This window comes from Pseudomonas sp. HMWF021 (genome assembly GCF_003061005.1).
GTDB lineage: Bacteria > Pseudomonadota > Gammaproteobacteria > Pseudomonadales > Pseudomonadaceae > Aquipseudomonas.
On sequence record NZ_QAIK01000040.1, the window covers coordinates 85,046 to 103,374 of the forward strand.

20 protein-coding genes and 1 tRNA gene are annotated in these 18,329 nt (G+C 60.3%); 6 read left to right on the forward strand and 15 right to left on the reverse strand.

Translation table 11 applies throughout. The annotated features are described in order from the left end of the window. Positions 1–10: 10 nt before the first annotated feature. Positions 11–304, reverse strand: coding sequence for a YcgL domain-containing protein (locus DBR18_RS04605; protein ID WP_108589425.1), 294 nt, complete (start codon positions 302–304; stop codon positions 11–13). Further along, a complete protein-coding gene (rnd, locus tag DBR18_RS04610; protein ID WP_108589426.1) occupies positions 301–1,434 on the reverse strand; it encodes a ribonuclease D in 1,134 nt (377 codons plus the stop codon). Before rnd ends, DBR18_RS04605 begins: the two co-directional genes overlap by 4 nt. 338 nt (positions 1,435–1,772) lie before the next feature. Between rnd and DBR18_RS04620 the strand changes: the two genes are divergently transcribed. Continuing rightward, positions 1,773–2,954 carry a cyanate transporter gene (locus tag DBR18_RS04620; protein ID WP_108589427.1) on the forward strand — a complete coding sequence of 394 codons (1,182 nt, stop codon included), beginning with the start codon at positions 1,773–1,775 and terminating at the stop codon, positions 2,952–2,954. A 200-nt stretch (positions 2,955–3,154) separates the two neighbouring features. Beyond that, positions 3,155–4,090, forward strand: a complete 936-nt coding sequence (locus DBR18_RS04625; RefSeq protein WP_108589428.1) for a LysR family transcriptional regulator — start codon at positions 3,155–3,157, stop codon at positions 4,088–4,090. A 3-nt stretch (positions 4,091–4,093) separates the two neighbouring features. On the opposite strand, the gene DBR18_RS04630 is transcribed toward DBR18_RS04625, so the two are convergent. From DBR18_RS04630 to DBR18_RS04655, 6 genes are all read right to left on the reverse strand, one after another. Further along, the gene (locus DBR18_RS04630) at positions 4,094–4,459 is read right to left on the reverse strand and encodes a 5-carboxymethyl-2-hydroxymuconate Delta-isomerase (protein WP_041070350.1); all 366 of its coding nucleotides are present in this window, start codon (positions 4,457–4,459) and stop codon (positions 4,094–4,096) included. A gap of 116 nt (positions 4,460–4,575) precedes the next feature. Then, entirely contained in the window at positions 4,576–5,496 is a 921-nt protein-coding gene (locus DBR18_RS04635) for a LysR substrate-binding domain-containing protein (protein ID WP_108589429.1), read from the reverse strand. Positions 5,497–5,584: 88 nt separating this feature from the next. Next, the gene (locus tag DBR18_RS04640) at positions 5,585–7,690 is read right to left on the reverse strand and encodes a DUF6311 domain-containing protein (RefSeq protein WP_108589430.1); all 2,106 of its coding nucleotides are present in this window, start codon (positions 7,688–7,690) and stop codon (positions 5,585–5,587) included. Next, positions 7,687–8,073 carry a GtrA family protein gene (locus DBR18_RS04645; protein WP_108589431.1) on the reverse strand — a complete coding sequence of 129 codons (387 nt, stop codon included), beginning with the start codon at positions 8,071–8,073 and terminating at the stop codon, positions 7,687–7,689. Before DBR18_RS04645 ends, DBR18_RS04640 begins: the two co-directional genes overlap by 4 nt. Further along, complete coding sequence (locus DBR18_RS04650; RefSeq protein WP_108589432.1) at positions 8,070–8,780, reverse strand: bifunctional 2-polyprenyl-6-hydroxyphenol methylase/3-demethylubiquinol 3-O-methyltransferase UbiG; 711 nt, start codon at positions 8,778–8,780, stop codon at positions 8,070–8,072. The genes DBR18_RS04645 and DBR18_RS04650 overlap by 4 nt, the downstream gene beginning before the upstream one ends. Positions 8,781–8,783: 3 nt before the next feature. Beyond that, positions 8,784–9,749, reverse strand: coding sequence for a glycosyltransferase family 2 protein (locus DBR18_RS04655; RefSeq protein ID WP_108589433.1), 966 nt, complete (start codon positions 9,747–9,749; stop codon positions 8,784–8,786). A gap of 277 nt (positions 9,750–10,026) precedes the next feature. Between DBR18_RS04655 and DBR18_RS04660 the strand changes: the two genes are divergently transcribed. Then, a complete protein-coding gene (locus DBR18_RS04660) occupies positions 10,027–10,218 on the forward strand; it encodes a DUF1508 domain-containing protein (protein WP_064119674.1) in 192 nt (63 codons plus the stop codon). Positions 10,219–10,345: 127 nt separating this feature from the next. Here the strand turns inward: DBR18_RS04660 and DBR18_RS04665 are convergent. The 5 genes from DBR18_RS04665 to dapA form a co-directional block, all read right to left on the reverse strand. Then, a tRNA-Ser gene (locus DBR18_RS04665) sits at positions 10,346–10,435 on the reverse strand. Positions 10,436–10,518: 83 nt separating this feature from the next. Further along, the gene (gene purC / locus DBR18_RS04670; protein ID WP_108589434.1) at positions 10,519–11,232 is read right to left on the reverse strand and encodes a phosphoribosylaminoimidazolesuccinocarboxamide synthase; all 714 of its coding nucleotides are present in this window, start codon (positions 11,230–11,232) and stop codon (positions 10,519–10,521) included. Positions 11,233–11,260: 28 nt separating this feature from the next. Continuing rightward, positions 11,261–12,022 (reverse strand): MBL fold metallo-hydrolase, encoded by a 762-nt coding sequence (locus DBR18_RS04675; protein ID WP_102354439.1) that lies wholly within the window; start codon positions 12,020–12,022, stop codon positions 11,261–11,263. A gap of 4 nt (positions 12,023–12,026) precedes the next feature. Further along, the gene (bamC, locus tag DBR18_RS04680; RefSeq protein WP_108589435.1) at positions 12,027–13,142 is read right to left on the reverse strand and encodes an outer membrane protein assembly factor BamC; all 1,116 of its coding nucleotides are present in this window, start codon (positions 13,140–13,142) and stop codon (positions 12,027–12,029) included. 17 nt (positions 13,143–13,159) lie between these two features. Beyond that, positions 13,160–14,038: a 4-hydroxy-tetrahydrodipicolinate synthase gene (gene dapA / locus DBR18_RS04685; RefSeq protein WP_007963285.1), complete on the reverse strand. Its 879-nt coding sequence runs from the start codon at positions 14,036–14,038 to the stop codon at positions 13,160–13,162. 326 nt (positions 14,039–14,364) lie between these two features. On the opposite strand from dapA, the gene DBR18_RS04695 reads away from it, so the two are divergent. Together DBR18_RS04695 and DBR18_RS04700 are read left to right on the forward strand one after the other, a co-directional pair. Beyond that, the gene (locus DBR18_RS04695; RefSeq protein WP_007963284.1) at positions 14,365–14,925 is read left to right on the forward strand and encodes a glycine cleavage system protein R; all 561 of its coding nucleotides are present in this window, start codon (positions 14,365–14,367) and stop codon (positions 14,923–14,925) included. Positions 14,926–14,935: 10 nt separating this feature from the next. After that, positions 14,936–15,403 (forward strand): peroxiredoxin, encoded by a 468-nt coding sequence (locus tag DBR18_RS04700; protein ID WP_108589436.1) that lies wholly within the window; start codon positions 14,936–14,938, stop codon positions 15,401–15,403. On the opposite strand, the gene DBR18_RS04705 is transcribed toward DBR18_RS04700, so the two are convergent. Both DBR18_RS04705 and DBR18_RS04710 read right to left on the reverse strand, forming a co-directional pair. Then, positions 15,398–16,468, reverse strand: coding sequence for an AI-2E family transporter (locus DBR18_RS04705; protein ID WP_108589437.1), 1,071 nt, complete (start codon positions 16,466–16,468; stop codon positions 15,398–15,400). The two genes, DBR18_RS04700 and DBR18_RS04705, sit on opposite strands and share 6 nt — an antisense overlap. 32 nt (positions 16,469–16,500) lie before the next feature. Next, the gene (locus tag DBR18_RS04710; protein ID WP_007963279.1) at positions 16,501–16,740 is read right to left on the reverse strand and encodes a sulfurtransferase TusA family protein; all 240 of its coding nucleotides are present in this window, start codon (positions 16,738–16,740) and stop codon (positions 16,501–16,503) included. 98 nt (positions 16,741–16,838) lie between these two features. Here DBR18_RS04710 and DBR18_RS04715 point away from each other — a divergent pair, with 98 nt between their 5' ends. Beyond that, the gene (locus tag DBR18_RS04715) at positions 16,839–18,272 is read left to right on the forward strand and encodes a M48 family metalloprotease (RefSeq protein ID WP_108589438.1); all 1,434 of its coding nucleotides are present in this window, start codon (positions 16,839–16,841) and stop codon (positions 18,270–18,272) included. Positions 18,273–18,329 lie beyond the last annotated feature (57 nt).

The window sequence follows — 18,329 nt, forward strand, 5'->3', positions numbered from 1 at the left end:
GCCTCGCAGATCAGACCGGGTCGTTGCGTCGCAGCAACTCTTCGGGCAGGTGTTCGATGTACTCGTCCTCGGCCGGCGGCATTTGCAGGTGGTAGCCCTGCTTGTCGAGGTTTTCCAGGACCACGGTGATGTCCTCACGCGCCAGCTTACGCTCGGGCGTCAGCACCAGATCGAAGGAATGCTTCGCCTTGCCGAAAGCCGCCATCAGTGCCTCGGGTACGCGCTCCAGAGCATCGCTCTTGAGCACGTAGAGATACATTCCGGGTTTCTTCGAACTTTGGTAAATGGAGCAAATACGTTTCAAGGCTGTTCTCCAGCAGTAGCCAGGCTGTCGAGCAGCTTCTGGCCCATGAGTTCGCGGCGCCAGCCACGCAGCGATTCAGGCAATTGATATGGGCCCTCGGGGAAGCCGCTTTTGACCAGCGCTTCGAGGGTTTTCTTGCGCAGCATCAGTTCCGGGGCGATGCCCAGACGCTCGGCCTCGACCTGGCCGAGGGCGCGCAGTTGCTTGATCAGTGCAGCGGCCTCGACCGGCAATGGCTCCGGTACGGCTGGCGGCCATTGATCAGGCCCCACACTGCCAGAGCGCTTGATCAGATCAAGCAGAAATTGACCGTCCTGACGCACGGTACGCGGGTGCATGTCTTCGATCTTGCCCAGCGCGGTGAGGTTGTCCGGTTGCGTGCGGGCCAGCGGCCACAGCGAGTGCTCACGGACGATGCGGTTGCGCGGCAGGTTACGGGCGCGGGCCTCTTTTTCACGCCAGGCGCACAGCTCACGCAGCACTGCCAGTTGCGCACGGGACAGCTTCCACGCCAGTTTGGCTTCGCGATAGACCTCGTAAGGGTCGGTCTCGCGGCGCAGGTTGGCCACCAGCTCGGCGCCGTCCTCCAGCACCCAGGCGAATTTGTCGTCAGACAGTTTCGGCCGCAGCTGTACGAAAACCTCCGCCAGATGCACCGCGTCTTCGGCCGCGTAGCTGACCTGCGTGTCGGACAGCGGGCGTTGCAGCCAGTCGGAGCGGGTTTCGCCCTTCGGCAGTTCGATACCCAGCACGTCCTGCACCAGCCGCGAATAGCCCATCGAGAATCCGAGGTTCAGGTAGGCCGCCGCCAATTGCGTGTCGAACAGCGGCGCCGGCAGGCTGCCAGTCAGGCGCAGCAAGACTTCGAGGTCTTCGCTGCAGGCGTGCAGGACTTTGAGCACCGCCGGGTTTTCCAGCAACGCGGCCAGCGGTTGCCAGGCGTCGATGGTCAGCGGATCGATCAGGTAGGCGCGTTTGCCGTCGCCAACCTGCAACAGGCCGGCAATCGGGTAGAAGGTGTCGACCCGCATGAATTCGGTGTCGAGGGCAACGAACGGCAGCTGCTGCCACTCGGCGCAAAACTGCGCGAGGCTTTCGTTGTCGCGAATCCAGTGAATATCGATGGCCACACGGCTCTCCCTTGAAGAATGGCGCGCAGTATATATCGCCGCCGGCGGTTTACGCGCCTGCGCTGGGTCAGAGCTGTAACGAAATGTCCTGCCAGAGAGAAAGAATAGTCTTACAGCGTGATTGGCAAGATAAATCCGCCCCGTGTAGGAGCTGCCGAAGGCTGCGATCTTTTGATCTTGATTTTGGTCTTGAAAAACAAAATCAAAAGATCGCAGCCTTCGGCAGCTCCTACAGGGGAAGAGTGATATTTAGTTTTTAAATAATGGTCGGAAAATCTGATTTGCCGATACGTGCGCCGCGCCGCCTAATCGACAGCCTCCGCTATCAGAGTCTGCCGATGGAAAACGTCCGCGCCACTTCCCGCCCCGCTGTCTGGCTGATGCTCGGCATCATCCTCGTCGCGCTCAATCTGCGCCCGTCCATGGCGGCCGTCGGCCCCTTGCTGTCGGCCATACGCGGCGACATTGCGCTGAGTTTCAGCATGGCCTCGCTGCTGACCATGCTGCCGGTGATGGCGATGGGGCTGGCGATGTTTTTCGGCATCGGCATCAGCCGACGTCTGGGCGAGCAGCGCACGGTGATCGTGTCGCTGCTGATTATCGGGCTGGCGACGCTGTCGCGGCTGTGGCTCGACTCGGCGGCGCAGTTGATTGGCAGCGCAGTGCTGGCCGGAATTGGCATTGCCCTGATTCAGGCGTTGATGCCGGCACTGATCAAGTCACGCTTCCCCGACCATGTGGCGCTGTGCATGGGGTTATACGTCACCGCGATCATGGGCGGCGCAGCGTTGGCCGCCTCGTTTGGCCCGTTGGTGATGGTGCAGACCGGCAGCTGGCGCATCGGGCTGGCATTCTGGACCGTGCTGACGTTGTTGGCGCTGCTGGTCTGGTGGACGCAATCGCCTGCGTCTTCCAGCCAGAGCACGCCTGTAAGAAAAGAGTCCTTCGCGGGTAATCCCCGCGCCTGGCTGCTGGCAATCTTCTTTGGCCTTGGCACAGCGTCCTACACCTGCGTACTCGCGTGGCTGGCGCCGTACTACGTGGAACAAGGCTGGAGCGAACAACGCGCCGGGCTGCTGCTGGGTTTTCTGACGGCGATGGAAGTGATTTCCGGGCTGCTGATACCGGCCATCGCCAACCGCAGCCGTGATCGGCGTTCAGTCCTGACGGCGTTGCTGCTGCTGATCATTGCCGGCTTCTGCGGCCTTATCCTCAGCCCGCAATACCTGAGCCTGCTGTGGCCTTGTCTGCTGGGGCTGGGCATTGGCGGGTTGTTCCCGATGAGCCTGATCGTCTCGCTCGATCACCTCGACAACCCTCAACGCGCGGGCAGCCTGACCGCATTCGTACAAGGCATCGGCTACTTGATCGCCGGGCTTTCGCCGCTGCTGGCCGGGATCATTCGCGACCGGCTGGGCAGCTTTGAATGGGCGTGGTGGTCGCTGACGGCGGTGATGGTCGTGATGTTGCTGATGGTGCTGCGCTTCAACCCATCGCAGTACGCCCGGCACATCCGTTGAACCGAAATGAAGGTGCCGGGCTAGAGGCTTCTTGCCATCTTTCACAGGTTTATCCGGCCGCGTCGTGTTGCTAAAACTTTCTGTCCCACAACCGACATTGAAAAGTCCTACAGGGCTTTCTCCTAGCACCATCGTTCCGTTAGGATCGTTCGCACACGTTTGCGCGGTAACGGCGCAAGGAGCACAGCGAGACAGAACGGATGCTGAACAGTAACTTGCTTAGAAAGCTCGACATGCAGGACCTCATGGTGTTTGTCGCCGTGTATGAGCAAAGCAGCGTCACGGACGTCTCGGAGACGCTGTGCGTCAGTCAGTCCACCGTCAGTTACTGCCTGAAAAAACTGCGCACCAGTTTCGAAGACGATCTGTTCATCAACACCCGTACGGGCATGCGCCCCACGTACAAGGCCGGCGCCATGTACGGCCATGTGCAGAAAATCCTCGAAAGCATCAACCTGTGCCACGCCGGCGCCCCGGCCTTCGATCCGACCCGGCAAGCGGTGACTTTCAATATCTGCGCCCCGGAATACTTCGAGCAACTGGTGCTGCCACGCCTGTTGAAGCGTTTCGACTTCGATGATCTGCCGGTAGTGGTCAACATGCACAAGTTCGAGACCGACGTGCCTGCCGATGAACTGCGCGACGGCAGCCTCGACCTGGTGATCTGTTTCGGCCCCAACTTCCATCGCAATCACACCGATCTGAAATCGCGCATGCTGCTGGAGGATGATCTGGTCTGCGTCTTCGACAAGCGCGCCACGCCACTGGAACCGCGCCTGAGCCTGCAGGCGTTCACCGAACGCCGACACGTGTTTCCGACACCCTGGACATCGACCACCAACATGGTCGACGGCTGGCTGGCGCGTCAGGCGCAGAAACGGCAGATCGTTGCGCGCTCCAACAGCTACAGCGCAGCCTTGAAGATGATCACCGGCACCGACTTCATCCTCACCCTGCCCCGGCGCATCCAGCGCCTGCTGACCAAAGAGACGGTGTTCAACCACTGCGAGGCGCCGAACGGTCTGCCGGGGTTCACGCTCGACATGCAGTGGAGCCAGAACGCCGATCAGGACAGCGCCAACGTCTGGCTGCGCGAACAGGTGATCAAGGTGTGCAGTGAGCTGGAAGCGGCCTGAGTCCTACACGCCGATGGCAGTCTTGGTGTAGGAATCGCGATCGATATCCAGCAACTCCACGCACAACTGCACTTCAACCCCGGCCGGCCACTCGCACAGATCCTGCAACACCGCCAGCAGGCTCTCCGAGAGCTGCTTCTTGATCTGCGGCGAACGCCCGCTGAGCAGCGCCAGCTTCACGTGGACAAAGGCGCGCTCGCCCATGCCGGTTCCGACCTTGAACGTCTCGACCTTCACCGCCCGGCTCTTGATATCGAACTCCGCCGCGAACTGACCGGATCCCACCAGAGTGTTGTTCAACCGAATCAAAGCCACGTCGGCATTGAGTTGCGGCAAGTTGGCGGTGTATTCCATGTGCAGATGTGGCATGGGCGGCGCTCCGGACGATCAGCAGAAAAGTCGTACGTATACCACAGCAATGGCCGACGCTCCTGCGGGATTTTCTGACGTCGTCTGCGGTTGTATCTCACACCGGCTGATTTGGCTCAGGGCGCTGTCAGCGGTCGCTCGCTCATGAACTGTTCCAGCCGCGAGCGTAACCAGCGTTCGGCCGGATCGCTGTCGACATGGCTGAGCCAGACCATCGACAGGTCGAGCGTCGGGGTCTTGAACGGAAAGGGTTCCTTGAACAGCAAACCGGAAGCCGCCATGGCGGCGGCGGTGTAGTCCGGCAGGCTGGCGATCAGATCGGTGCCGGCGAGCAACGCCGGCAAAGCGCTGTATTGCGGCACCGACAACACAACCTGACGGGTGCGTCCCAGTTCTGCCAGCCACTCGTCGGCGAATCCGCTGACATTGGCCGTGTGGGAAACCAGCACGTGGGGACGGGCGCAATACTCATCGAGGGTCAACGGCGTGTCCGAGGCATCGGCGCGCAGGATGCTGGGCTGAATGTGCCGCAATAATTTTCGCTTGGCATTGGCCGGCAGGCCACGGGTCTGGCTGATGCCGACCGTGATGTCCCCAGCCGCCAGCAGATCGGGAATCCGCCAGTAATCGACATGCTGCACCACGAACACCACGTTCGGCGCCTCCTGGCGAAGCGCTCGCAGCAACGGCGGCAACAGGCCGAATTCGACGTCGTCGGACAGGCCGATACGAAAGGTCATGGTACTCACCGCCGGGTCGAAATCGCGAGTCAGGCTCAGGGCCACCGACAGCGAATCCAGCGCAGGCTTGAGATGGCGAAAGATGTCTTCTGCACGAGCGGTCGGTTCCATGCGATGGCCGACGCGGATGAACAGGGGATCGTTGAGCATGGTGCGCAAGCGATTAAGCGCGGAACTGATGGTCGGCTGGCCGAGAAACAATTTCTCCGCCGCTCGGGTCACGTTGCGTTCGAGCATCAGCGTCTCGAACACCACCATCAGGTTGATGTCGGCCTTGCGTAGTTCATTGCGATTCATTCACAGCCCCCGTCCCCAGTCTGGAGGCAGTGTAGAAAGGCCCATGGACGACGTCTACGGGCCGGCACCGGAGCAGATCCGGATTTCTTCAATTCAGCGTCAGCGCCTGGATCCCGATGGCCAGTTTGCGCGGGTCCTTGCTGAGGCCAAGCTCCCCCGGGCTGATGGCGTTGGCGTATCGCAAACGTATATTCAGCACGCCCTGGCGCTCCACACTCTGCTGCACTTCGGCGGGCAATTGGATGTTCAGACGATTGTCGTCAGGCTTGACCAGCCGGGTAGACAGCACAGGTGCATCGTTGACGAGAATTTCCAGCGATTGCCCGGTGTGCGTCGGCGCGAGCAGCGCCGTGGTTTCCAGCAACAGGGAGTGCACCCGGGACATCGGCCGCAGAATAATCTGCGACTCGCCGCCGTCGGACCAGGTCCCCCATGGCTCGCTGAGCGACCAGCCTTTGCCCAGGTAAACCGACGCCAGACTGGTGGCATTGAACTCCACCCGCTGGCCCTGCTGCAGCTGCGCAATCAGGGTCACAGGATCCGGCGCCGAAATGGCCGGGCAGTCCGCACAGCGCTTCCAGCCCGGGGCCAATACGTTCAGACCGTCGATCCGGGCCAGCACATCGGTATCGCGATTCAACGTCAGCGCGGCCTGCAACACAGTGCGGTTATCCAGCACATAAAGGGTGTCGGGGGCATAACTTCCGCTGCTCACCATCCGCTCCGCCTGGGCCTGCGCCGCCTCGGTGGCCACTGTGCTGACGCGTCCGAGGTACACCGCGTTTGTTGCCAGGTGGTGGGTGCCCGCGTAGTTGGCCAGCGTCATCCACTGTTCCGAATAGTTCTGCGGGCGCAGCCAGCGCACGGCCTTGTAGTGCCCGGCTGCCTGTTCCCAGAACGGATCAACCAGTGGCGTCTTCCATTTGGCCGCCGGCGGGGTCATGAAAAAGCTGCGCGACACCGCCCAGCCGGCTCGCGTATCGGCTACCTGAATCACCAGAGCGATACTCAACAGCAGCACAGCGGTACGCGAAGAGTGACCACGTATCACCGCATACAGGATCACGAAAATGGTCATGTACATGATCGGCCAGATCATTCGCCCCGAACCACGGAAAACGGTGGCCACAGCGACGACGGCATCGGGCAGCGGAATCTGCAATTCAAAAGGCCCTACGCCGATGTTGTTGGAGAAAGCGAATACCGCCAGGGCTATCAGCGCGAGAAAGAACAGAGGATAGCGGCGCACCTTGGCCCCAGAATCGAGCGTCCCCTGCAGCACTGGCGCCATCGCACAGGCCAGCAGAAAAAGAGTCCCGAGCCCCAGAAAGGCGAATCCATCGCCATCGCCCAGGACGCCCGGCATGTCCTGCAGGGAGTAGGACCAGACACCCGCATCGAAAAAGGTCAGCACGTTGGCCCGAAACAATCCGTAGCCCATCAATGCCAGACCGCTGTCGCCAACACTGAAATACCCCGCTTGCCAGCAACAGAAACTGACCAACAGGAACAGGCCGACGCCTTCGATCAACACCTTGCCCGGGGTCAGCCGTCGTTGCAGCGCCTTGGTTGCAAGGTCGGCGAGCCAGATCAGCGCGATCATCGCCAGAAAATACGCATGCACCAAAGCAGCCGCCGCCAGCAACGCGCCCCACGCCAGACAGCGCTTTGGCGTAAAGGGGCGCAGGGCCAGATAAAGCGCCGCCAACACCAGAAAATGCCCGCCCAGGGACAAATGCACGCCCATTCGGATAATCATCGCCGGGACAAACAAAAACAGCCCGGCACCGATCAGGCGCAGCGCGACTTCACGACTGAACAGCCCGATCAGCTTCCAGGCAAACCAGCTCTGCAATACGAAACACGTCAACAGCCACAGGCCGAAATACTGAAAAGGCTCAGGGAGCAGCGCCGAGAACGGCTTGAAAATAAAGGCCAGCAGCGGATTGGAATCCGAAAAAATCACCCCGTTGCCCAGCTCCAGCCCATAGGTCGGATTGAGCCCCAGCGGAAATGTCCAGGGAGCATGGCGGAAGAAAACCCAGCCCTGATAATGCGTGGCAGGATCGCCCTCACCCAGCCAGGCAATGTTCATCGGGTTCAGGGCACGCGGGCCGACCACGATGAAAAACGCCAGGATTCCCAGGAGTACGGGCAGCAGCGACGTCAGCCGACGTGTCGCAAAAAGCTTCATCGATAAGTCCAGAAGTTGTGCAAGACAAACGTGAATGCCGGAATCGTCAACGCCACGGCGACGATGCCCAACAGATAATTCAACCCGGCCATTTGCGCAGCCCACGCAACCAGCATCGCCAGCAGAAAACCTCCGGCGGAGACCAGCAGAAAACGCCGCAGGGTTTTGCCATGCAATCGGGCGGAAAAACTCCAGGTGGTGTTGATCACGTACGACACCACTGTCGCCACCACGAAAGCTGCGCCATTGGCCAGGGGTGGTTGCGCATTGATGAAGTTGATCAACAGCACGGCGACCAGTGCGTGCAAAGCGGTGACGAACAAACCGGTCACGGCAAAGCGCAAGCCGCGCTGGATCAATTGTGTTCTGTCGCTTTGGGTCACGGTTTGTGCGCCAGGACGAACACGCTCAATCCCGCCAGACGATTACGCCCCAGCAGTGGCAACTCGAGATGGCAAAGCGTCTTGAGCACACGGTTGACTGCCGGATGATGGCGCTTGAGCTGAGAACGCGGCGCTTGCGCCCGGGAACCGCTTGGCAGCAAACGCAACGCCGCTGCAATCGGGAACACCGCGCCGAAATAATAGGCGCCGCGCTGCACGGTCAATCCGGCGTCACGGGACAGGGTTTCAAACTGCGCCAGGGTGTAGCGACGCTTGTGCTCAAGAAAGTCGTCGTGGGCGCTCCACAGGAACTGGAACGCTGGCACGGTCATCAGAAAGCGGCTGCCGGACGGCACTTTGTCGACGTAGGATCTGAGCAGGCCAAGGTCATCGTCCACATGCTCCAGCACATCCATCAGCAGCACCAGATCGGCGTCGATGGCCTCGATATCACGCCGGTAATGCAGCGCTTTACCAGCGATGGTCGCATCGGAATCGGATGGATAGCTGATATCGACGCACCATGCTTCCTGCGCAGAGGTACGGGTCAGCAGGTCATGGGAGAAAAAGCCTGAACCGGCGCCTACGTCGAGGATGCGTCTGACGGGGCTGTCACCCAGCAGACGACGGGTTGCTGCCGCTTTTGAGCTGTAATACCAATGCTCACCGATGCTGTCGCCGAGGATATCGGTTTCCTTGAGATCCATCTGTCAGTCCTTCGGGTCGTAGATACGGCGCACCAGAAAAACCGGCCGGCGTTTGGATTCGATATAAGTGCGGCCCAGGTACTCACCGAGCACGCCGATGCCGATCAGTTGCAGGCCACCGAGAAACGTCACAGCCACCATGAGCGAGGCATAACCGGGCATATCGACGCCATGGATCAGCGTGCGCACCACAATGAAAATGGCGAACGCGAAAGACACCAGTGAAACCATGGCACCGATGTACGTCCAGATCCGCAGAGGCTCGGTGCTGAAACTGGTGATACCTTCCAGCGCGAAATTCCACAACCGCCAGCCATTGAATTTGCTCTGCCCCGCCACGCGCTCAGGACGCTCGTAATCGACATGCGTGGTGCGAAACCCGACCCAGGCGAACAGGCCTTTCATGAAACGCCGGGATTCGGGCAGGGTCAGCAGCGCATCCACCACGCAGCGGTCCATCAGACGGAAGTCGCCGACGTTTTCCGGCAGGGGTTGCTCGGCAATCCTGTTGTGCAGACGGTAGAACCAGTGAGCTGAGGTCTGCTTCGCCCAGGTGTCGCTGTGGCGGCTGACGCGATGGCCGAGCACGACTTCGTAGCCATCGCGCCAGCGCTCGATCATTTGCAGGATGACTTCAGGGGGGTCCTGCAGATCGGCGTCGATGGGAACGATGATCTGGCCGGTAGCCGTCTGCAGCCCGGCAGACAATGCTGCCTCCTTGCCAAAGTTGCGGCTCAGGTCGACGATGCGCAGCCGTGAGTCCTGCAACTGACGATCAAGCAGGCGTTGCAACGTGGCATCCGTACTGCCGTCGTTGACGAACACCAGTTCCAGGTCGATGGACGCCTGTTGCCGAAAGACTTCATCGATGCGCAGAAGAAAGCCGTCAAGGCTGTCTTCTTCGTTGAAAACAGGGACAACCAGCGACAACTTCACCGGTGCAGCCTGCTGCGTTCCGTGCTGAGTCAAGGGAGTGCTCTTTTTATAGTGGTTTTCGGTCGCCGAACACTATTCGACGCCATGAGCCGTCCCGTATTAAGCAGTAGCGACGATAGCGATGCAAGGGCGAAACAGTGACATTTTGGCCAATCCGGATGCCAAACCGCACGCTCTAGGCCGCACTCTCGGGAAACATTTGCCAACGATTGGAAACAAATCCCCGATAGCCAAAAAGTCCTGCTCCGCTAGGCTTGCGACAATGCGTCACAAAGGCTGTCGCAGTCACCCATCGCATGGAGCGAACTGAATGTATTTCGAGATATACCGCCAATCCAGAGGCACCCCAAGCACCGGCAAAGGACAATGGCGCTGGAGACTCAGAGCGGGAAACCACGAGACCATCGCCAGCGGCGAGTCGTACGTGAACAAGGCGGACTGCCTGCATGTGATCGAACTGATCAAGGCTGTGCAGGGTGAGACGCCAGTCAAGGAAATATGACGGCCCGACTGGCCCGCTGAAGCAATCAAGGCCGCGCAGATGAACATCTGCGTGGCCTTGACTGTAGGGCTTGGGGCGAAAAGCAAAAAAGCCCCGCAGCTTCTCAGCTGCGGGGCTTTTTCATGTATGGCGGAGAGATAGGGATTCGAACCCTAGGTACCGGTGAAGGTACAACGGATTTCGAATCCGTCCCATTCGGCCACTCTGGCATCTCTCCAACGGCGCGCATCATAACAACACTTCTGCCGAAAGCAAACCCTCTTTCGAAAATTTCTTCGTGCTATCAGATGCTTGCGTCGATTAAAGCGGTACACCCAGACGATTGGCGACTTCTTCGTAGGCTTCGATGACGTCACCGAGGCCTTGGCGGAAGCGGTCCTTGTCCATCTTCTTCCTGGTGTCCTTGTCCCACAGACGGCAGCCGTCCGGGCTGAACTCGTCGCCCAGGACGATGGAGCCGTCGCTGAACACGCCGAACTCCAGCTTGAAGTCCACCAGCAGCAGGCCTGCGTCGTCGAACAGTTTGCTCAGGACTTCGTTGACCTTGAGCGACAGTTCTTTCATGCGCGCCAGTTGCTCGGCGGTGCCCCAGCCGAATGCCACGACGTGGGATTCGTTGATGAACGGGTCACCCTTGGCGTCGTCCTTCAGGAACAGTTCGAAGGTGTACGGATTGAGCTTCATGCCCTCTTCGACGCCCAGACGCTTTACCAGGCTGCCGGCGGCGTAGTTACGCACGACGCATTCAACCGGGATCATGTCCAGTTTCTTCACCAGGCATTCGTTGTCGCCCAGCAGTTTGTCGAACTGGGTCGGAATGCCGGCCGCTTCGAGTTTCTGCATGATGAAGGCGTTGAACTTGTTGTTCACCATGCCTTTGCGGTCGAGCTGCTCGATGCGCTTGCCGTCGAACGCCGAGGTGTCGTTGCGAAACAGCAGGATCAAGCGGTCAGCGTCGTCGGTCTTGTAAACCGATTTGGCTTTGCCGCGGTAGAGTTCTTCACGTTTTTCCATGATGGGCTCCGCTTGCTAAGTAGATGGGCTAGGCGATATGGCGCCAGTCGAGCCCTGAATCTTGATCGGCCAGTTGCAGCCAGTCCGGGTCGCACCCGAGGGTGTCGACGAAACATTGCCGGGCCAGCTGCGGCAGGTTGTTCTTGCTGCTCAGGTGGGCGAGAACCAGATGCTGCAAGCCCTGCCACCCCAACTCGGCCACCAGGAATGCCGCCTGGTGGTTGTTCAAATGTCCCAGCTCGCCGCCCACCCGCTGCTTGAGAAAGTACGGGTAATGACCACGGGCCAGCATGTCGCGGCAGTGGTTGGACTCGATCATCAACGCATCGAGATCCCGATAGCCGTCCAGCACCCGCTCGCAGTAGGAACCCAGGTCGGTCAGCAGGCCGAAGCGCCGCTGCTCGTTATCGCTGAATACATACTGGGTCGGCTCCTGCGCATCATGAGCCACGGCAATGACCCCGATGTTCAGTGCACCGATCTGCAGTTGCTCGCCACCGGCCAGAAAACCTGCCGGTTCGATCGGTTTGCGCATCCCGCGCAGTGTGCCGCGACTGAGGTAGACCGGCAGATTGTAGCGCCGAGACAGCAAACCCACGCCATGCACGTGATCGGCATGTTCGTGGGTTACGAGTATCGCGCTCAGTTGCGCCGGGTTCACACCCAGGCGCAACAGGCGTTTTTCGGTTTCCCGCAGGGAAAAACCACAATCCACCAGCACATACGTATCAGCACTGGCGATCAGCGTGCCGTTCCCTTGGCTACCGCTGCCGAGAACGGCAAAGCGCATGTGATCAGCCCAGATTGTCCTGAATCACGCTCAACACTTTGCGCGCCACATCGGCCGGCGCCACGGTGTTGATGTTCTTCTCCACGGTGACCTGAACGTTTTCACCGACCTTGCTCAGGCGAACCTGATAACGCTCGGCGCGGGCTTCAACTTCTTCCTTGGTCGGCGCACTGCCGAACAGGCTGCTGAAGAAACCAGGCTTGTCGTCCTTCTTCTCGGCTTTTTCGGCCAGGTTGATGTAGTACAGGCCCAGGCTGCGGTTGATGTCTTCAACGCGCCACTGACCTTGTTCCAGCGCACGACCGACGCTCGACCAGGCACGATCCAGGTCCGGACCGACGTTCAGTACCGGGTTACCGCTGCCGTCTTCGCTGAGGCTGACACGGCTTGGGGTATCGAAATCACGCGAAGCCAGCATCGACACCGAACCGCCCTTCTCGGAGATCCGGCTCATGCTCGCGAGCATGTCGTCGACCAGCGCAGCGTCCAGGCCAGTATTGACCGAACGGTTGGTGAAATCGACGTCGGCGGTGCTGCCGGCAGGACGCTCGGCGCTGACCACGTAGATTTCACTGGTGTTGCGCTGCACGCCTGGCTCGATACGCACCCGCACGCGGGTTTCGCTGTCGGAACCGACACCGGCGGCGCTCAGGCGCTTGGCCACAGCGGCGGACAATTCGTCGGAATGCTGCCAGGTGGTGGTGAATTCACCGGTTTGCGGGCGCTGTTCATCCAGACGGAAACCGTTGTCCTGGAAGAACTGCACCGCCACTGGCCAGACTTCGGCCGGCGGGTGCTGGGCCACGACCCAACGCGAGTCACCGCTCTTCTGCAGCGAGTAGTCGGTCGCATCGGCAACCGCTGTCAGCGGTTGCGGGCGCGGCACCACGTATTCGCCCTTGGCGGTGTCATCGGCCACGTTGCGCGGGATCGGCAACAGCGGATCCAGACGCTTGGAGGTGCTGACATTCGGTGGCAGTTGCATCGGTGCAGTCTGTTGCGCTTCCAGGTAATCGCTACCACGGTCACGGAAATAACCTTCCGGGCCCCAGACCCATCCGCAGCCACTGGTGCTGGAGATAATCAAGGCAAGTGCGGAAAGTCCGGCCATTCGCTTCATGCGTTGTACTTCCTCAATTAAACCAGGACGCTGCACTGGCGCAGGGCCGTGCGAAGCGTTTCATGACAAGGAGCGCTCAGCCAGGTCAGCGGCAGGCGGATGCCTTCGTGCATCAGGCCCATTTCAACCAAAGCCCACTTCACCGGAATCGGGTTGGCTTCGATGAACAGGTCCTTGTGCAGCGGCATCAGTTTTTCGTTGATCGCCCGTGCGGTCTCGGCGTCGCCGTTCAGCGCAGCCTCGCACAGGTCGGCCATTTCGCGCGGGGCGACGTTGGCGGTTACGGAGATGTTGCCTTTGCCACCCAGCAGGATCAGCTCGACCGCGGTCGGATCATCGCCGGACAGCACGATGAAGTCCTTGCTCACGCCGTCGATGATGGCTTTGGCGCGTTTCAGGTCGCCGGTGGCTTCCTTGATGCCGATGATGTTCGGCACGGTGGACAGGCGAATCACGGTCTCGGCCTGCATGTCGCAGGAGGTGCGGCCGGGAACGTTGTACAGAATCTGTGGAATGTCGACCGCTTCGGCAATGTGCTTGAAGTGCTGGTACAGGCCTTCCTGAGTCGGCTTGTTGTAGTACGGCACCACCAGCAGGCAGGCGTCGGCGCCGGCTTCCTTGGCGTTGCGGGTCAGCTCGACGGCTTCGCGGGTCGAGTTGGCGCCAGTACCGGCGATCACCGGGATGCGGCCAGCAACCTGTTTGACCACGGCTTTGATGACGGCGATGTGCTCTTCTACATCAAGGGTCGCCGACTCGCCGGTAGTACCGACCGCGACAATGGCGTGGGTACCGTTTTCAAGGTGGAAGTCCACGAGTTTTCGGAGGCTGTCCCAGTCAAGACGCCCTTGTGCATCCATGGGTGTGACCAGTGCCACCATACTGCCCCGAATCATGAAAACGCTCCTGCCGGAAAAAGAGAGCGGTAATGGTACTGGCGCCAAGATGCTTGCACAAGCGAAGTACTGCGCCGCCATTCCCCTTGGCGTCGGTTTTCGCTACCCTTCAGACTTTGATCGGTACAGATCAGCTTGTACGCCGGGTTCCAGCCTCCCTTTTCGGCCTCCCAGGTCCCGTTCCAGCGTCGCTGCTGCACGCTCCACCATTATTGGAGCGAATTGCGAGCCGTGGCCCGGGGCTTTCTGAATCGGCACGCGCGGATGCTCCCCCGACGGCCAACGCCCATCGACCTACCGACCGCTCATCGCTTTAGGAATGCTGCATGTCCACCCCCACAGTTCGCGAACAATTCCTTGTCATCAGTGCCCTTGGCGCCAACCCCATGGAGCTGACTAACGTCCTGTGCCGCGCCAGCCATGAAAATCGCTGCGCCGTCGTCACCTCCCGCCTGACCCGCCACGGCGAGTGCAGCGCCCTGGTGCTGGAAATCTCCGGCAGCTGGGACGCCCTGGCTCGCCTCGAAGGCAGCCTGCCGACCCTGGCCAAGCGCCACGCCTTCACCGTCAACGTGGTGCGCAGCGCGGCACTGGAAAACCGCCCGCAGGCCCTGCCCTATGTGGCTTATGTCAGCTCGGCGTATCGCCCGGACATCATCAATGAACTGTGCCAGTTCTTCATGGATCACAACGTCGAGCTGGAAAACCTGACCTGCGACACCTATCAGGCCCCGCAGACCGGCGGCACCATGCTCAACGCCACGTTCACCGTGACGTTGCCGGCCGGCACCCAGATCAGCTGGCTGCGCGACCAGTTCCTGGATTTCGCCGACGCCATGAACCTGGATGCCCTGATCGAGCCTTGGCGCCCACAAAACCCAATGTAAGGAAGCTTTCATGGCCGTTGTCATCGACCAACCGGTTGCGGATTTCGAAGCACCTGCCACCAGCGGGCAGACCGTCAGCCTGTCTGCCCTGAAGGGCAAGCAAGTGGTGATCTATTTCTACCCGAAGGACAGCACCCCGGGTTGCACCACCGAAGGCCAGGGCTTTCGCGATCAATACGCGGCGTTCCAGGCTGCCAACACGGAAATTTTCGGCATTTCCCGCGACAGCCTGAAGTCCCACGAGAACTTCAAGTGCAAGCAGGAGTTTCCGTTCGAGCTGATCAGCGACAAGGACGAAACTGTCTGCGCACTGTTCGACGTGATCAAGTTGAAGAAACTGTATGGCAAGGAATACCTGGGCGTTGATCGCAGCACGTTCCTGATCGACAGGAACGGTGTACTGCGTCAGGAATGGCGCGGCGTGAAAGTGCCGGGGCATGTGGATGCGGTGCTGGCTGCGATCTTTTTGCTTTTATAGCAACGGAGCCACAACCGGCTCCTTGCGCGGCCACGCATCCAGCACGGCCTTGAACAGCGTCGCCAGCGGAATCGCAAAAAACACTCCCCAGAACCCCCACAACCCGCCGAACAGCAGCACTGCGCAGATGATCGCCACCGGGTGCAGATTGACCGCTTCGGAAAACAGCAACGGCACCAGCACGTTGCCATCCAGCGTCTGAATGATTCCGTAGACCGCCATCAGATAAATGAACTGGTCACTCCAGCCCCACTGGAACAGCGCAATCAGCAACACCGGCACGGTGACCACCACCGCGCCGACGTACGGCACCACCACCGACACCCCGACCAGCAACGCCAACAGCGCCGCATAGTTGAGCCCGAGAGCGACGAAGGCGATGTAGGTCACGCCGCCACAGATCACGATCTCGATGACCTTGCCGCGAATGTAGTTGGCAATCTGCCGGTTCATTTCCTGCGCCACGCGGGTGATCAGCGCCCGCTCACGAGGCAGATAACCGCGCACCCATTCGCCGATCATGGCCCGATCCTTGAGGAAGAAGAACACCAGGATCGGCACCAGCACCAGATAGATCATGATGTTGACCAGCAGCGGCAGACTCGACAGGGAAAACGTCAGCGCCCACTGTCCGAATTTGCCGATTTCGCCACGCGCCGCTTCGATGGCCTGCAGCACCTGCTCATCGGAGACCAGATGCGGGTAACGCTCAGGCAGCAACAGCAGCAGAGACTGCCATTTGGCGAGCATCCCCGGCAGCTCGTTGAACAGTGTGATCAACTGATGCCAGAGCAGCGGCACCACCACCACGATGAACACCAGCAATACGCCCATGAACAGCGCAAACACCAGCCCTACCGCCGCCGCCCCCGGCACACGCATGCGTTCAAGGGCCACCACCAGCCCCTGCATCAGATACGCCAGCACCATCCCGGCCAATACCGGTGCGAGCATGCCGCCGAGGGTGAGCACTGCGGTGAAGGCGAGAAACAGCAGCACTGCCAGCACCACCGCCTCTTCATCGGAAAAATAGCGCTGAATCCAGTCGCGTAACACTTTGAACATCAATAATCCTTAGGTCTTTTACGCTGTCGGTTTCAGGCTTTTTTCAACCAGTAACGGTAGACGCCCGCTTCGTCTTCCTCGCGCAGCAGCGTATGACCGGCCAAACGGGCAAAGGTGCGGAAGTCGCGCTGCGACCCCGCATCCGTGGCGATCACCTTGAGCACCGCGCCGCTGGGCAGCTTGTTCAGCTCCATTTTGGCCTTGAGCAACGGCAACGGGCAATTCAGGCCACTGGCGTCCAGTTCACAGTCATGGGCTACAGCGTCAGTCATTGCGTCACTCCGGTTCAGGTGGTTGAGGCGCCTAGAATATCTGGTCGCAGGCCCGGTGTCCGGCTACAGTAAGGTCTTTGTCTTCTAAGGCTTTGTGCATGACATTTCTGCGCCCTACCCTGCTGACGCTCGCTTGCCTGCTCGCCTCACCGGGCTTTGCCGACGATCTGCCGTCACTTGGCGACGCCAGTTCTGCCATTGTCTCACCGCAACAGGAATACCAGCTCGGCCGCGCCTGGCTGGCAATGTTGCGCAGCCAGGTTGCACAGCTCAACGACCCGCAGCTCAAGGATTACGTCGAGTCCAGCGTCTATAAGCTGGTGGAAACCAGCCAGGTCACCGACCGACGCCTGGAATTCATCCTGATCAACAGCCCGCAACTCAACGCCTTCGCGGCACCGGGCGGGGTCGTCGGGGTTAACGGCGGTCTCTTTCTCAACGCGCAGACCGAGGGCGAATATGCCTCGGTACTGGCCCACGAATTGGCTCACTTGTCGCAACGTCACTTTGCTCGCGGCGTCGAAGCCTCGCAGCGGATGCAGGTGCCAATGATGGCGGCGCTGCTGGCCGGCATCGTGATTGCCGCCGCCGGTGGCGGGGATGCCGGGATCGCGACCATCGCCGGTAGTCAGGCCGCAGCCATTCAATCGCAGCGTACCTTCTCGCGCCAGAACGAACAGGAAGCCGACCGTATCGGCATCCTTAATCTGGAAAAGGCCGGATACGATCCACGCTCGATGCCGACCATGTTTGAACGCCTGATGCGTCAATACCGCTTCGACGCCAAGCCGCCGGAATTTCTGCTGACTCACCCGGTGACCGAATCGCGTATCGCCGACACCCGCAACCGCGCAGAACAAGCGCCGGCGGGCGGCATCGAAGACAGCATGCGCTATCAGCTGATCCGCGCCCGCGTTCAGTTGATCTACGAAGAAACTCCGGGACTGGGCGCCAAGCGTTTCCGCGCGCAACTTGACGAGAATCCGAAAAACGATGTGGCGCGCTACGGTCTGGCAATCGCCCAGATCAAGGGTGGTCAGCTCAATGAGGCGCGAGAGAACCTCAAGCAACTGCTGGCCAAATCCCCCAACGAGATCATCTACAACCTCGCGCAGATCGATCTGGACATCACCAACAATCGCCTGCCGGATGCGCAGACACGGGTTGACCGGATGCTCACGCAATATCCGGGCAATTACCCGCTGAATCAGATTCGCGTCGATCTATTGTTGAAGCAGAATCGCACCGCCGATGCGGAGAAAGCGCTCGAAGGTTTGCTCAAGTCCCGCCCGAACGATCCGGACGTTTGGTATCAGGTTGCCGAAACCCGCGGCCTGTCCGGCAATATCATCGGCCTGCATCAGGCTCGGGCCGAATACTTCGCGCTGGTGGGCGACTATCGCCAGGCGATCCAGCAGCTCGACTTCGCCAAGCGCAAGGCGGGCAGCAACTTCCCGCTGTCCTCGCGGATCGATGCGCGCCAGCGCGAGCTGATGGAGCAGGAACGCATGATCAAGGACATGATGGGCTAGGGTTTCATCAGTCACATAAAAGCTTCAGGCATAAAAAAACCGCCTCTTTTGAGGCGG